The following is a 14,094-nucleotide window of genomic DNA, read 5'->3' on the forward strand; positions in this document are numbered from 1 at the left end:
TTTTTGTTGAATAGGCAGTTTTAATTTAGAGAAAAGAAATAAAGCAACTTACCAATCCTTTCCTCTTTCTTTTCAAGATTATCCTTCCCAAAAGTCAAAGATTGATCAGCATTGTTTCGCTGATTTGTTAGACTAGTAGGTACATTCAGCTTTATAAAGGAGATCTTGAAGAAATGAGTAGAAAAAAAGTCGGTGTTTTCTGTCTATTTCTGTTTTTCACATTTTTTATTATTGTTCCAAAAGTAGAAGCTACAGAAGAAATGAAGACTAAATTTACAGTAACGCCTGTTTTACCAGAAAATCAAGTGTCAGGAACATCTAGTTATTATGATTTAATTCTGGCACCAAAGCAATCTTCCACTATTGTCTTAGATATAAAAAATAAGACAGACGAAAAATTGTCCATCGTATTGACTCTAGCAAATGCATCAACAAATGATAATGGGTTGATTGTGTACAATGATTTTGATAAACCACTTGATTCATCGTTAAAGGTTCCGCTGACAGACTTGGTTACTTTAGAAAATGAGGAAGTGAGTGTGCCGCCTCATCAAACAGTATCAGCAAAGATGAAGGTGAAGGGACTTGATCAGCCTATCAAAGGAGTTGTGTTAGGCGGGGTTTATGCGCATCTCAAAGATGAAAAAACAGAGGAAGAGAACCAAACAACGGGATTAACCAGTCGCTACGGGTTTAATGTTGCGATTGCCATGAGGAGTGCTGAGAATGCTCCTTTAACAGAGGTGAACCAACTGAAATTAGCGAAAGTAACACCTACAATTGCTTTAGGGGCCAAATCGCTAAAGGCGGTCATTCAAAATCCGTATGCTGCTATTTTTCCAGAAGTTCGTTTAGAAGGTCAAGTGATAAAAAAAGGGTCCTCTAAAAAAATTGCACAACGGACACTAAAAAATGTTCGCTTTGCCCCAAATAGTTCCATGAATTTTCATCTTGATTTGGGTAAACAACCGCTAGATGCTGGGACTTATATATTTACAGGACGTGCTATTTTACAACAAGATGAACAACAGTCTTGGCCTTTTCAACAAGAATTTACGATTAACACTCGTGAAGCAAAAAAATTGAATCAAGAAGCTACGATCAAATGGGTCCTACCCACATGGTGGTTACCGACTTTCTACACGTTGTTAGTAATCACAATTGGGGCAATTTATAGTGTCATTTGGCGCAATAATTATCAAAAAACAAGCGAAAAGGAGAGTGAGAATAATGGCTAGTTGGTTTTGGTTGTCTGGCGGTTTAGCGGTCATTTGTTTTATGTTTTTCCTCTTTTCTTTGCTGACTAGTATGAGTTTTATTCAGCATGCAAAAGAACCCAGAAGTATTCTAAAAGAAACGCTTTTAAGTTGGTTAATGCTTTTACTTAGTGGTGGATGGATTACAATCGGACTATTGTTATATTTTTCGCTAAAGAATCAATAAACAAAAAACGAGCATTCATTGTTAGATAACCGTGAATGCTCGTTTTTTTGTTTTAGGAAAATGCTCTTTAGCAACTTGCCAGATTTCATTGGGCAACCTGACTGAAATTGTTAAATTGTTCTGTCGAAACGACAAAAAAGTGGTAAACTAAACGTGTATGTTAGTTATTTAATCAAAAGTAATGTATCCGCTTACTTATAAAATGGAAACGAAGGAGCATATTGCAATGACAGAAAAACTTTTAGGAAGTATCGAAGCCGGTGGCACAAAATTTGTATGTGGCGTTGGGACAGATGATTTGACCATCGTAGAACGTGTCAGTTTTCCCACAACAACCCCAGAAGAAACAATGAAAAAAGTAATAGAATTTTTCCAACAATATCCTTTAAAAGCGATTGGGATTGGTTCGTTTGGTCCGATTGATATTCACGTTGATTCTCCTACGTATGGTTATATCACTTCTACACCAAAATTAGCTTGGCGTAACTTTGACTTGTTAGGGACTATGAAACAACATTTTGATGTGCCAATGGCTTGGACAACGGATGTGAATGCTGCGGCATATGGTGAGTATGTTGCTGGAAATGGGCAACATACATCTAGTTGTGTATATTATACAATTGGAACTGGTGTTGGCGCTGGAGCGATTCAAAACGGTGAGTTTATTGAAGGCTTTAGCCATCCAGAAATGGGGCATGCGTTAGTCCGTCGTCATCCTGAAGATACGTATGCAGGAAATTGTCCTTATCATGGAGATTGTTTAGAAGGGATTGCAGCAGGACCAGCAGTTGAAGGTCGTTCTGGTAAAAAAGGTCATTTATTGGAAGAGGATCATAAAACTTGGGAACTAGAAGCTTATTATTTAGCGCAAGCAGCGTACAATACTACTTTATTATTAGCGCCAGAAGTGATCATTTTAGGTGGCGGCGTCATGAAACAACGTCATTTGATGCCGAAAGTTCGTGAAAAATTTGCTGAATTAGTCAATGGATATGTGGAAACACCGCCTTTAGAAAAATACTTGGTGACGCCTCTTTTAGAAGATAATCCAGGAACAATCGGTTGCTTTGCCTTGGCAAAAAAAGCTTTAATGGCTCAAAAATAACCATTTATTCGTAGTTCATGCATTATATTTGAAGGAAATGGCTAAGAATGATACTCTTATTATGTAATTAATTATTTAGGAGGGATTAGCATGGCAGATTTAAAAGGACGTTTTGACGATGCAAAAGATAAAGTAGAAGGTACTGCAAAAGAAGCGCAAGGCAAAGTTACGGATGATAAAGGCAAAGAACTTGAAGGAAAAGCTCAATCAACCTTTGCTGACGTAAAAGACAAAGCACGTGATGCCGGCGACGACCTTAAAGAAGGCGCTGAAAAATTAACTGATAAAGTTAAAGAAGGCTTTGAAGACTTAAAAGACAAATTTAGTAAAGATAAATAAAAATTAACAAAAGAGCGTGGGCTTACGTTGAAATAACGTAAGCCCACGCTCTTTTGTTTAGACATCAAATCCTTGTTTTTGCAAGAAAATTTTTACTTCTGGGCGACGATTATAAGAAAAATAGGACAAAGACTTCTGTGACCAATCCGCTGTTTGGGCGTTACTTGAGCGGCTGGCATAATAATCTTTTAATAATTCATCATATGTGTGCATATCTGTCAATTTGTCTGATTGGTAGTGATTTTCGCTTAAAATATTTTCAAAAGGCATCCGTGGTTTTACACCATTTAACGTTTCTGGTACACCGATTGTTAATCCGAAAAGTGGTACAGTTAATTCAGGCAAAGATAAGCGTTTGGCTACTGTGTCTAAGTCATTTCGAATGCCGCCAATATAACAAATCCCTAAATCCATAGATTCAGCCGCAATGGCCATGTTTTGCGCAGCAATCGTTGTATCAACGGCAGCTACTAATAATGATTCTGGTGTCTTTAAGGGTTCCAATGATTGCCCCTCTTTTGACAAAATCGTTGCATGACGATACAAATCAGCAACAAAAACATAGAACACACCAGTGTTAACGACATAGTCTTCACAATTCGCTAAACGTCCCAATTCTCTGCGTAGCTCAGGATCTTTGATTTCTATAATTGTATAAGCTTGTAAAAAATTGGAGCTTGATCCTGCTTGAGCTGCAGTAATTAACTGTTGTTTCTGCTTGTCCGTTAATGCTTGCTTTTTAAAATGACGAACGGAACGGTGACTTAGTAATTGTTCAATTGTTTGATTCATAAAAAACCTCCGTTTAAATTAAGAAAGAGAACAGAAAAACCCACAGCTTAATAGTGGGTTTCTCTGTCGTTAATTGCTAAAGATTACAGAATACGTTCAAATGGATCTAAACTAATTCCTTGGTCTAAGACGATTTTTGCGTATTCTTTCGCTGCAAATAAAGAATGATCTTTGTAGTTTCCGCACTCTTTTGCAGAGACTGCTGGAACAACTTCTGTATTGATTACTTTGTTTAAAACGTTGACTAATGCATCACGGATTTCTTGTGGTGAATGTTGATCCCACATAATCATATAAAAACCAGTGCGGCAACCCATTGGCGAAATGTCAATGATTCCTTTTAATTCATCACGCATGTTAACTGCTAATAAATGTTCCAACGTGTGTAATGCGCCTGTTGGTAGGGCATCTTTGTTTGGTTGTAAGAAACGTAAGTCATATTTTTCGACTAACGCATCACCATTTTGTTCTGTGCCAGCAAGGCGAACATATGGTGCTTTTACTGTGTTGTGATCTAATTCAAAACTTTCTACGCGTGCCATGAAATTTCGCTCCCTTTATAATTAAATTCGTTTTAACTATAACAAATTTAAGTCAAAAGTCAATGGATAGTCCTTTGATGGGTAATAGTTTTAAAATATCATGGGAAAATAAAAAAATCATTTTTTTGACTATGTAGGTTTTTTCAATACTATGGTAAAATAGGACAAGTAGCTTTTACAAGAAGGTAAGAGGGGAGTATGAAAATATGGGAAAAGAATATCATGTTGCCGTGGTAGGAGCAACAGGTGCTGTCGGGACAAGAATGATTGAATTGTTAGCAGAAACAAGTTTGCCAATTGCCAGTGTGAGGTTATTGGCGTCTAAGCGTTCTGCTGGACAAGAGATTCAGTTTAAAGGGCAACCTCTTATCGTGGAAGAATTAGTCCCGGAATCATTTGAAGGAATCGATTTAGCATTATTTAGTGCTGGTGGGAGTATTTCCGAAAAGTTTGCACCAGAAGCAGTTAAGCGCGGAGCTGTTGTTGTTGACAACACTAGCCATTTTAGAATGGCAAAAGATGTTCCTTTAGTTGTTCCAGAAGTGAACCCGGAAGCCTTGAAAAATCATCAGGGAATCATCGCAAATCCCAATTGTTCTACGATTCAAATGATGGTGGCCTTGGAACCAATTCGGCAAGCGTTTGGCTTAGAACGAATCATCGTTTCAACGTATCAAGCTGTGAGTGGCGCAGGTATCCGTGCAATTAATGAGCTAAAAGAACAAGCCGAAGATTTTTTAGAGGGAAAACCTGTCAGCGAATGGTCAGCTGAAATTTTACCAGCTGGCAGTGACGAAAAACATTATCCAATTGCTTTTAATGCGTTGCCTCAAATTGATGTTTTTTCAGAAGCAGGGTATACCTACGAAGAATGGAAAATGATGAATGAAACAAAAAAAATCATGGGAGACAACAAGCTAAAAGTCGTTGCCACCTGTGTCCGTATTCCGGTAATTTCAGGACATTCTGAATCTGTTTATATAGAAGTGAAACAAGCAGATGCATCGGTCTCAGCCATCCAAGAATTAATGGCGCAAGCTCCAGGTGTAATTTTGCAAGATGAGCCAAGTGAACAACTATATCCACAAGCGCTAAATAGCGTCAACCAGAAAGAAACATTTGTCGGCCGTATTCGTCAAGACGTTGACGTGAAGAACGGTTTCCATTTATGGATTGTGTCAGACAACCTATTAAAAGGAGCTGCTTGGAACTCGGTCCAAATTGCTGAAACGCTACACGAAATGAATTTGCTTCGTGTACCTGAAAACGACTAGAAGGTTTGTATTGTATACTCGGGAGGGAATAGGATGGATTTAACGAATGCAACAATTATTACGGCAATGGTTACGCCGTTTCAAGAATCGGGAGAAATAGATTTTGATAAACTACCGCAATTGGTAGACTATTTATTGGCCAATCATACAGAAGGCGTTATTTTAGCAGGAACAACTGGTGAATCACCCACGTTAACTCATGAAGAAGAATTACAATTATTCCAGCGAATTATTGAACTGATCGATGGACGTATTCCGATTATTTGTGGTGTAGGTACGAATGATACACGTGACTCAGTCGCTTTTGTGAAAGAGTTAGCGACAATCGCTGGTATTGATGCTGTTTTGGCGGTTGTTCCTTATTATAATAAACCAAATCAAGAAGGTATGTATCAACATTTTAAAACCATCGCAGAAGCAAGTGAACTGCCAATTATTTTGTATAATGTTCCTGGTAGAACGGCTGCATGTCTAGAAGTGGAAACTACTTTGCGCTTAGCACAATTGGAAAAAATTGTGGCAATTAAAGAATGTGCAGGGTTAGATGCAATTACTGAGTTGATTGAAAGAGCGCCAAAAGACTTTCTAGTGTATACTGGAGAAGACGGGTTGGCTTTTGCCACCAAGGCACTTGGCGGACAAGGGGTTATTTCGGTAGCCAGTCATGTCTTCGGTTCGTCAATGTATGAGATGTATCAAGCGCTGGAGCAGGGGAACTTGCCGGAAGCGGCTAAAATTCAACGACAGTTATTACCAAAAATGAACGCCTTGTTTTCAGTGCCTTCGCCGGCACCCGTGAAAGCGGCCTTAAATCATTTAGGTATTCCTGTTGGAAATTTACGTTTACCTCTAGTTGCTTGTACACCAGAAGAAGAGCAAAGAATTATTCGCACGTTAGAGATTTAAAGAACGTGTAATCATAGAGAGGTGAAAAGAGTGAGTACAATAAAAATCGTTCCATTAGGCGGCGTTCGTGAAAATGGAAAAAATATGTACGTTGCTGAAGTGGAAGATGAAATTTTTGTACTGGATTGTGGATTACAATATCCAGAGAACGAACTTTTAGGAATTGACGTCGTCATTCCGGATTTTACGTATTTAGAAGAAAATAGTGAACGAATTGCAGGGGTCTTTTTAACACATGGCCATGCAGATGCAATTGGGGCCTTACCGTATTTGCTTTCAAAAATTCAAGTGCCTGTTTTTGGGACAGAATTAACGATTGAACTAGCAAAACTAAGTGTCAACAGTCATGCGGAAACGAAGAAATTTAAAGATTTCCATGTGATTGACCCGCATACAGAAATTGATTTTGGTCAAGCAACGGTGAGCTTCTTTAAAACAACTCACACCATTCCAGATTCGATTGGCGTTAGCATCAAAACAAAAGAAGGTAACATTGTTTATACTGGTGATTTTAAATTTGATCAAAGTGCGATTGAGATGTATCAGACCGATTATGGCCGCTTGGCTGAAATTGGGAAAGAAGGCGTCTTGGCGTTACTTAGTGATTCATCAAATGCTGAAAACCCAGTCCAAGTTGCTTCCGAAGCCCAAATCGCTGATGAAGTGTTCGACACGATTCGCTATTGGGAAGGACGAATCATCGTGGCATGTGTGGCAAGTAATTTGCAACGGGTCCAACAAGTATTGAATGCAGCGGATCGTTCTGGTCGTAAAGTCGTTTTGACAGGCCAAGATTTTGAACGGATTATTCGGACGGCGATGAAATTAGAAAAATTACAATTGCCAAGCGAAGATCTATTAGTGAAACCAAAAGAAATGAAAAAATATGCACCTGAACAGTTATTAATTTTAGAAACAGGCCGGATGGGAGAACCAATTAAGTCACTTCAAAAAATGGCTAATAATACACATGGTGTCGTTCGAATTGAAGAAGGCGATTTAGTTTATATTACGACAACGCCGACAACGGCCATGGAAACAACGGTTGCCAAAACAGAGGATATTGTCTATCGGGCCGGTGCTACGGTGAAGCAAATTTCCGACAATTTACGTGTGTCTGGTCACGCTAATCCGAATGACTTGCAATTGATGCTGAACTTAATGAAACCAAAATATTTCATTCCTGTCCAAGGTGAATACCGCCAGTTAGCTGCGCATGCGGACTTAGCACACGAAATTGGCATGCCTTATAAAGATATCTTTATTACAGGTCGTGGGGACATTCTAGAGTATACAAAAGGTAGAATGTCGGTAGCTGGCAGCACAACGGCCGAAAATATTATGATTGACGGGATTGGTGTCGGCGATATTGGTAATATCGTTTTACGGGATCGTCGTATTCTTTCCGAAGATGGTATTTTTGTGGCTGTTGTGACAATTAATCGCCGAGAAAAACGAATTGTTTCACCAGCTAAAATTACTTCTAGAGGTTTTGTTTACGTTAAAACAAGTAAAGACCTAATGAAAGAAAGTAGCAATATTGTTACAGAAATTGTTGAAAAGCATTTAGAAAGTGACGATTTCGAATGGAGCAAACTGAAACAAGAAATCCGCGAAAACTTAAGCCGTTATTTATTTGAACAAACCAAACGTCGTCCTGTGATCTTACCAGTTATCATGGAAGCGACGCAACGCAAGCGTCCCAAAAATAACGCATAGTTCGTCCTGATAAAAGCAGGTGATTTTAGGAGAAATTCTTCTAAAGTCATCTGTTCTTTTTTGTAACTTTCTTCTATAAATATGGTACTATTAATCAGAGCGCTGAATAAAGGAGGCGATTTTAGTGGAAGAGATTGTGTTGTTCCATACCAATGATCTTCATTCTCACTTTGAAAATTGGCCCAAAATACGGCGTCTGGTTAAAGCCAAACGTTCGCTGTACCAAAAAGAGGGCAAAACAGTCGTAACCATTGATTTAGGTGACTTTTCAGATCGGTGTCATCCTTTGACCGAAGCAACAGATGGTCGAGCAAATGTAGCTATAATGAATACATTAGCGTATGATCTGGTTACAATTGGAAATAATGAAGGAATCGGCAATTCAAAGAAACAATTAGAGCATTTATATGATCAGGCAACATTTGAAGTGGTCTTAGCTAATTTAGAAGATCCAAAAACCCAAACGTTACCAGATTTTTGTCAAGCATATAAAATTATGACAACTAAAGAAGGCACGAAGTTAGGGTTTATTGGCTTAACCGCACCATTTCCTTTAACGTATAATCCCAATGGCTGGACAATCAAACAAGTGGAAGCAGTCCTTCCTCAACTGATTACAGAAGTTGCGCCTCAATGTGATGTTCTCATTTTGCTTAGTCACTTGGGGATAGATACTGATTTTATGATTGCGGCGAATTATCCTGAAATTCAAGTGATCTTAGGTTCCCATACACATCATTTATTTAAAGATGGGGAAAAAATTAATCATGTGCAACTAGCAGCTGCTGGCAAATATGGACAGTATATTGGTGAAGTGCATCTGTTTGTGGATGCCGACACGAAGCAAGTCACAAGTTATGCAAAAACGATTGAAACAGCAAGTTTAGAAGAGCAAGCAACTGATGCCAAGGAAATTGTGGGTTACTTAACGGAAGGTCATCGACTATTGCAAGCGCAGCAAATTGCACAAATCCCTGAAACCTTGTCAACGGACTTACGGCAACCGCATGCCTTTATAACTGTTGCCTTGAAGGCGTTAAAAGAAGCGGGGCAGACCGAAGCGGCTGTGTTGAACAACGGGTTATTTTTAGCAGATTTACCAGAAGGAATAATCAATGCAGACCAATTACATGAGGCCTTGCCTCATCCAATGCATTTAATCAAGGTTACCTTGAAAGGGTCAGACATGAGCCGTTTGATTCGTGAAATGGAAAAAAGTCGTCAATTTCTGCGGAAATTTCCGATTCGCGGGATGGGCTTCCGCGGGAAAATTTTTGGCGAATTATGTTATGATGGGATTCGTTTTGAGCGAAATAGCCAGACCGTTTTTTGGCAAGGGAAACCTATTCAGCCAGAGCAGAAATATACGCTGACAACAGTGGATCACTTTCAATTTGTTCCGTTTTTCCCAACGATTGAGTTAGTTGGAGAAGTCGAATTTTTATTTCCAGACGTTTTAAGAACTGTCGTGGCGAACTATCTGCATGCCCACTATCCAATCAAATAAAAACAAGGTATAATAAAAACTAGGTGGTGAAAAAATGACAGACAAAAAGACAACCGAAAAAAAAGAAAAAGAAACAGAAACTGCTGCAACCTTTACAGAAGAACTAACAGCAGTTCTTGAAGAAATAAAAGAAGAACCTGTAAAAGAAAAGAAAAAAGGGGAAATTGTCACCATTGTGAATGAAACAGATATTCAAATTGGTGAAAGAGAGTACCGAATTGTTAAAAATCATCGTGATGCCTTTGATCCTGAACGCTTAGGTGAACGGTTTAGTGAAGTATTAGCGCGTTATGATTATATCGTAGGAGACTGGGGCTATGAACAGTTACGCTTGCGTGGCTTTTTTGATACTTCTAATCGTCGGGCAGCGCCGGATCAACGCATTGATACACTAGAAGACTATTTGTATGAATATTGTAATTTTGGCTGTGCCTATTTTGTAATTGAACGAACAGGGGAACGTAAAGAAAAAACAACGCATCGTCGTCGTCGCCATAAAAAGAATAATCGTTCTAACGCGTTTGTCGAGGAAAAGAGTGCGCCCGCTAATAAAAATAGCAAGCCAGTGATTCGTACGCGAAAAGAAGAAAATAAAAAAACGACTACACCCAAACAGCCTAGTTCCAAAAAATCTGGCAAAGGCTTTACGATTCGTCAACGTGAGGAGTAAACAGAGTGAAAAAAGACTATCAAGGATATTTAATTGATTTAGATGGAACGATTTATTTAGGAAAAGAACCAATTCCAGCCGGAAAACGTTTTGTCGAGCAGTTACAGGAAAAAGATTTGCCTTTTTTATTTGTAACGAATAATACCACTAAATCTCCTGAAACAGTGGCACAACGTTTAGCAAATGAATTTGATATTCATGTCCCAGCATCCCTTGTTTATACAGCGACTTTAGCGACGATTGATTACATGAAAGAAACCAATCGAGGCAAGAAAGTCTTTGTCATCGGCGAGGCTGGTTTAATTGACTTAATTTTAGAAGCAGGTTTTGAATGGGATGAAACAAATCCTGATTATGTTGTCGTGGGACTTGATACAGAATTATCTTATGAAAAAGTGGTTTTAGCTACCTTAGCCATTCAAAAAGGGGCGTTGTTTATTGGGACCAATCCAGATAAGAACATTCCGACAGAAAGAGGCTTATTACCTGGTGCAGGTTCAGTTGTGACGTTTGTGGAGACAGCTACTCAAACAAAACCAGTTTATATTGGCAAACCAAAAGCGATTATCATGGAACGAGCGATTGCGCATTTAGGCGTGGAAAAAGAGCAAGTGATTATGGTTGGAGATAATTATGAAACCGATATTCAATCAGGGATTCAAAATGGTATTGATAGCTTGTTAGTTACATCAGGTTTTACCCCTAAGTCAGCTGTTCCAACTTTGCCAACGCCACCAACCTATGTTGTTGATTCCTTAGATGAATGGACTTTTTGAGTATGATGAGGTCGAAATTGCGTTTAAGGGAAACACTTGGACTCATTTGTTTGTTTTTAACGATTGTGGCTTTAAGTATCACGATCACGATTAATTTTCGTCCATTGTATCTTTTTGATATCCAACACTTAAATATTTTAAAAGACGTAGAGGTTGATCGTGTGACCTTGATTAAAAATTACGATCATTTAATGATGTACTTAAACAATCCTTTTGAAAAAACATTAGTATTTCCTGATTTTCCAATGTCTGATAGCGCGGCTTTTCATTTTTATGAAGTGAAAAAATTGTTTTTATTGTGCTATGGCGTATTACTAGTTACGTTGATGCCTAGTGTCCTTTATTTAAAATATTTGGTAAAAAATCAGCGTTTATGGACATTGATACGGCCATTTCAGTGGGGAATGTTTTTGCCTGTGCTTTTTGGCTTTTTCATGCTGATTGGCTTTGATCAATTTTTTATTGCGTTTCATGGATTATTTTTTAACAACGATGCTTGGTTATTTAATCCGCTGACTGATCCGATTATCAATGCCTTGCCTGAAGCCTACTTTATGCATTGTTTTATCTTGTTTTTTGTTTTATTAGAAGGCCTGTTTTTGATAGGTGTTTTAATCGGAAAACGTTCTTTAAAAAAATAAAGAGAGAAAAGTGAACAATTCCAAAATTGCTCGCTTTTCTTTTTTATTCAATCTAGTTTTAAAAACTAGATTGAATAATTGTCAAAAGTATGATATTCTTTTTTAGAAATGGTTAGGAGGGTTTTTATGGACGAGATAGAAAAATCACTACAAAATTGGGGCCAACAATTGGAAAACGTTCATTTGCCAAGATGGCATGAGTTACCAGACATTGAATTATATATGGATCAAGTGATTACTCTGATAGAAAAATACTTATCCCCATTGATTACACTGGAAAAACATACTTTGTTAACGTCCTCAATGGTTAATAATTATGTCAAACACGGGTTAATCCCGGCCCCAGTGAAAAAGCGCTACAATCAAAAGCATTTAGCGTTTTTAATTGCGATTGCGTTGTTGAAACAAGTGTTAACATTGCCAGAAATTAAGCAAGGCATTTTATTCCAAGGAGCCACGGTTGGTATTCGTGAAGCGTACAATTTATTTTGTCAAGAACAGGAACGAGCGATTTATGTGATTGCTGCTCAAGCGCAAGAAAAAGAAGTTCAGGCCAAATCACAAGAACCTATGGGGATTGAATATTTGGCTGTAAAAGCAGCGACAATGTCTTTTGCTACTAAAATGTTTAGTGAAAAAGTGATTGAATTGGAACAAGAATACTTAAAAGAAATGGATGAGATGACACATGAATAAAGAAAAGATCGCACTACTGGTTGATTCTGGGACAGATGTTCCAGAGGCATTAGTCAAACAATACGGCATGTATGTCTTGCCTTTACAGATTATTTATCCTGAAAAAACCTATACAGATAAGGTAGATATTACACCAGAAGAAGTGTATCAACGTTTAGAGAAAGAAATCCCTAGTACTTCATTACCAGATGGCGCAACAATCCAAGCTATTTTTGACAAAATTAAAGAAGCGGGTTACGAAAAAGTCTTAGCGGTGACCATTTCTAGTGGTTTAAGTGGAACCTATAATGTGGTTCGCTTGCTTGGAGAACAAACCGAAGGACTAGATGTATTTGTTTTAGATACAAAGAACATTGGTATTGGGGCTGGCATTCAGGCGATACGAGCAGCAGAATTAATTGAAACAGGATTAGGCTGGCAAGAATTACAACAAAAATTAACAGAAGAAGTAGCCAACGCAAAAGTATTTTTTAATGTAGCCACTTTAGAATATCTACAAAAAGGTGGACGAATTGGTTTAGTCACTTCTATTTTAGGGAATGCGCTAAAATTAAACCCCATTATTTCTTGTAATGAAGAAGGCATTTACTATACGGTGGCTAAGTCTCGCGGCCGTAAAAAAAGTCTTGATAAAACGTTTGAGTTGGTGACGAACTTTATAGGTGAGGCACCCCGTTTCCGTTTGGCAGTCGCTCACGGTGCGGCAGAGGAAGAAGCAAAAGCAATGATGGAACGCTTGAAAGCAGCTTTTCCACAAGCAGAAGAAATTTACTTTGGAACGATTAGTCCGGCATTAGTTGTTCATACAGGACCAGGACTTTTAGGTGTTGGCATACAGTTATTAAATGATTGATTAAATGAAAAATCCTCTCAAATTTTTTTGAGGGGATTTTTCATTTAAGATTTCTCTTTTTCATAGAAATATCATTTTGCTGAAAAACAACGAAAATTATATTGAAAATTTCACGAATGTGTTACAATTCATCTACAAAGGGGGAATTTTTTGTGAAAAAAGCAATAGCAGAATGTTTAGGAACATTTATTCTTGTCTTTTTTGGGACAGGAACAGCCGTTCTAGGAAATGGTATGGAAGGGATTGGAACAACGGGGATTGCCTTAGCATTTGGGTTAACAATCGTTGCTGCTGCCTATAGTATTGGCACAATTTCAGGTGCACATCTAAATCCAGCTGTTTCTATAGGAATGTGGCTTAATAAACGAATGACAACAATGGAACTAATCTACTATGTAGTGGGACAAATTGTTGGCGGCTTGATTGCCTCATTTGCATTATTAAGCATTCTAAAAGGTGCTGGTAAAAGTATTGAGAACTTAGGTCAAAATGGCGTAGGGGAATTAAGTGTTGCTGGTGCATTGACAGTCGAAATTATTTTAACATTTATTTTTGTTTTAGTTGTCATGACAGTTACAAGTGCTAAGAAAGGCAATGCTTCATTAGCAGGAATCGTAATTGGGTTAACACTAACAATGATTCACTTAGTCGGTATTCCTTTGACAGGAACTTCTGTCAACCCAGCTCGTAGCATCGCGCCAGCTGTTTTTGCGGGTGGTTCAGCGTTATCTGAGTTGTGGATTTTTATCGTTGCGCCATTAATTGGTGGATTATTAGCCGCTCTTGTAGCTAAATTCGTCTTAGATACGGAAGAATAGATTAGCGGAAGAA

At 38.2% G+C, this 14,094-nt stretch carries 16 protein-coding genes; 14 read left to right on the forward strand and 2 right to left on the reverse strand.

From position 1 onward, the window contains the following. Positions 1–173 precede the first annotated feature (173 nt). The 4 genes from IGM04_RS04965 to IGM04_RS04980 all read left to right on the forward strand — a co-directional run bounded on the left by IGM04_RS04965 (position 174) and on the right by IGM04_RS04980 (position 2,887). On the forward strand, positions 174–1,238 hold the full coding sequence (locus tag IGM04_RS04965; RefSeq protein ID WP_086317790.1) for a DUF916 and DUF3324 domain-containing protein: 1,065 nt from the start codon (positions 174–176) through the stop codon (positions 1,236–1,238). Next, positions 1,231–1,443: a hypothetical protein gene (locus tag IGM04_RS04970; RefSeq protein ID WP_002357965.1), complete on the forward strand. Its 213-nt coding sequence runs from the start codon at positions 1,231–1,233 to the stop codon at positions 1,441–1,443. The genes IGM04_RS04965 and IGM04_RS04970 overlap by 8 nt, the downstream gene beginning before the upstream one ends. Positions 1,444–1,669: 226 nt before the next feature. Beyond that, positions 1,670–2,548 (forward strand): fructokinase ScrK, encoded by an 879-nt coding sequence (gene scrK, locus IGM04_RS04975; protein ID WP_002361643.1) that lies wholly within the window; start codon positions 1,670–1,672, stop codon positions 2,546–2,548. A 90-nt stretch (positions 2,549–2,638) separates the two neighbouring features. Beyond that, on the forward strand, positions 2,639–2,887 hold the full coding sequence (locus IGM04_RS04980) for a YtxH domain-containing protein (RefSeq protein WP_002357962.1): 249 nt from the start codon (positions 2,639–2,641) through the stop codon (positions 2,885–2,887). Between the two features lie 57 nt (positions 2,888–2,944). Here the strand turns inward: IGM04_RS04980 and nfsA are convergent, their stop codons facing one another. Both nfsA and IGM04_RS04990 read right to left on the reverse strand, forming a co-directional pair. After that, a complete protein-coding gene (gene nfsA / locus IGM04_RS04985; RefSeq protein ID WP_002360554.1) occupies positions 2,945–3,679 on the reverse strand; it encodes an oxygen-insensitive NADPH nitroreductase in 735 nt (244 codons plus the stop codon). A gap of 83 nt (positions 3,680–3,762) precedes the next feature. Continuing rightward, complete coding sequence (locus tag IGM04_RS04990; RefSeq protein WP_002357960.1) at positions 3,763–4,221, reverse strand: S-ribosylhomocysteine lyase; 459 nt, start codon at positions 4,219–4,221, stop codon at positions 3,763–3,765. Positions 4,222–4,427: 206 nt separating this feature from the next. On the opposite strand from IGM04_RS04990, the gene IGM04_RS04995 reads away from it, so the two are divergent. From IGM04_RS04995 to IGM04_RS05040, 10 genes are all read left to right on the forward strand, one after another. Next, on the forward strand, positions 4,428–5,495 hold the full coding sequence (locus IGM04_RS04995; protein ID WP_002381968.1) for an aspartate-semialdehyde dehydrogenase: 1,068 nt from the start codon (positions 4,428–4,430) through the stop codon (positions 5,493–5,495). Positions 5,496–5,528: 33 nt separating this feature from the next. Then, the gene (dapA, locus tag IGM04_RS05000) at positions 5,529–6,401 is read left to right on the forward strand and encodes a 4-hydroxy-tetrahydrodipicolinate synthase (RefSeq protein WP_002361644.1); all 873 of its coding nucleotides are present in this window, start codon (positions 5,529–5,531) and stop codon (positions 6,399–6,401) included. 30 nt (positions 6,402–6,431) lie between these two features. Further along, the gene (locus IGM04_RS05005; RefSeq protein WP_002375145.1) at positions 6,432–8,120 is read left to right on the forward strand and encodes a ribonuclease J; all 1,689 of its coding nucleotides are present in this window, start codon (positions 6,432–6,434) and stop codon (positions 8,118–8,120) included. Positions 8,121–8,244: 124 nt separating this feature from the next. Next, positions 8,245–9,627 carry a bifunctional metallophosphatase/5'-nucleotidase gene (locus tag IGM04_RS05010; RefSeq protein ID WP_086317791.1) on the forward strand — a complete coding sequence of 461 codons (1,383 nt, stop codon included), beginning with the start codon at positions 8,245–8,247 and terminating at the stop codon, positions 9,625–9,627. A gap of 34 nt (positions 9,628–9,661) precedes the next feature. Next, positions 9,662–10,297 (forward strand): YutD family protein, encoded by a 636-nt coding sequence (locus IGM04_RS05015; protein WP_002369593.1) that lies wholly within the window; start codon positions 9,662–9,664, stop codon positions 10,295–10,297. Between the two features lie 5 nt (positions 10,298–10,302). Further along, entirely contained in the window at positions 10,303–11,073 is a 771-nt protein-coding gene (locus IGM04_RS05020) for a TIGR01457 family HAD-type hydrolase (protein ID WP_002357953.1), read from the forward strand. Then, on the forward strand, positions 11,061–11,714 hold the full coding sequence (locus IGM04_RS05025) for a TIGR01906 family membrane protein (RefSeq protein ID WP_002381967.1): 654 nt from the start codon (positions 11,061–11,063) through the stop codon (positions 11,712–11,714). Before IGM04_RS05020 ends, IGM04_RS05025 begins: the two co-directional genes overlap by 13 nt. Before the next feature lie 126 nt (positions 11,715–11,840). Continuing rightward, positions 11,841–12,410 (forward strand): DUF1836 domain-containing protein, encoded by a 570-nt coding sequence (locus IGM04_RS05030; protein WP_086317792.1) that lies wholly within the window; start codon positions 11,841–11,843, stop codon positions 12,408–12,410. Beyond that, on the forward strand, positions 12,403–13,263 hold the full coding sequence (locus IGM04_RS05035; RefSeq protein ID WP_002357950.1) for a DegV family protein: 861 nt from the start codon (positions 12,403–12,405) through the stop codon (positions 13,261–13,263). The genes IGM04_RS05030 and IGM04_RS05035 overlap by 8 nt, the downstream gene beginning before the upstream one ends. 116 nt (positions 13,264–13,379) lie before the next feature. Continuing rightward, positions 13,380–14,081, forward strand: a complete 702-nt coding sequence (locus tag IGM04_RS05040; RefSeq protein ID WP_002399963.1) for an MIP/aquaporin family protein — start codon at positions 13,380–13,382, stop codon at positions 14,079–14,081. Positions 14,082–14,094: the final 13 nt, after the last annotated feature.

Origin of the sequence: Enterococcus sp. DIV2385 (genome assembly GCF_051711925.1) — a bacterium.
GTDB classification, from domain to species: domain Bacteria; phylum Bacillota; class Bacilli; order Lactobacillales; family Enterococcaceae; genus Enterococcus; species Enterococcus faecalis.

Excerpts from the sequence above, each read along its gene's own strand:
- scrK (WP_002361643.1), top strand. The coding sequence starts at position 1,670 with ATGACAGAAAAACTTTTAGGAAGTATCGAAGCCGGTGGCACAAAATTT.
- IGM04_RS04965 (WP_086317790.1), top strand. The coding sequence starts at position 174 with ATGAGTAGAAAAAAAGTCGGTGTTTTCTGTCTATTTCTGTTTTTCACA.
- IGM04_RS04995 (WP_002381968.1), top strand. The coding sequence starts at position 4,428 with ATGGGAAAAGAATATCATGTTGCCGTGGTAGGAGCAACAGGTGCTGTC.
- nfsA (WP_002360554.1), bottom strand. The coding sequence starts at position 3,679 with ATGAATCAAACAATTGAACAATTACTAAGTCACCGTTCCGTTCGTCAT.
- IGM04_RS05040 (WP_002399963.1), top strand. The coding sequence starts at position 13,380 with ATGTGTTACAATTCATCTACAAAGGGGGAATTTTTTGTGAAAAAAGCA.
- IGM04_RS04970 (WP_002357965.1), top strand. The coding sequence starts at position 1,231 with ATGGCTAGTTGGTTTTGGTTGTCTGGCGGTTTAGCGGTCATTTGTTTT.
- dapA (WP_002361644.1), top strand. The coding sequence starts at position 5,529 with ATGGATTTAACGAATGCAACAATTATTACGGCAATGGTTACGCCGTTT.
- IGM04_RS05030 (WP_086317792.1), top strand. The coding sequence starts at position 11,841 with ATGGACGAGATAGAAAAATCACTACAAAATTGGGGCCAACAATTGGAA.
- IGM04_RS04980 (WP_002357962.1), top strand. The coding sequence starts at position 2,639 with ATGGCAGATTTAAAAGGACGTTTTGACGATGCAAAAGATAAAGTAGAA.
- IGM04_RS05015 (WP_002369593.1), top strand. The coding sequence starts at position 9,662 with ATGACAGACAAAAAGACAACCGAAAAAAAAGAAAAAGAAACAGAAACT.
- IGM04_RS05035 (WP_002357950.1), top strand. The coding sequence starts at position 12,403 with ATGAATAAAGAAAAGATCGCACTACTGGTTGATTCTGGGACAGATGTT.
- IGM04_RS05025 (WP_002381967.1), top strand. The coding sequence starts at position 11,061 with ATGGACTTTTTGAGTATGATGAGGTCGAAATTGCGTTTAAGGGAAACA.
- IGM04_RS04990 (WP_002357960.1), bottom strand. The coding sequence starts at position 4,221 with ATGGCACGCGTAGAAAGTTTTGAATTAGATCACAACACAGTAAAAGCA.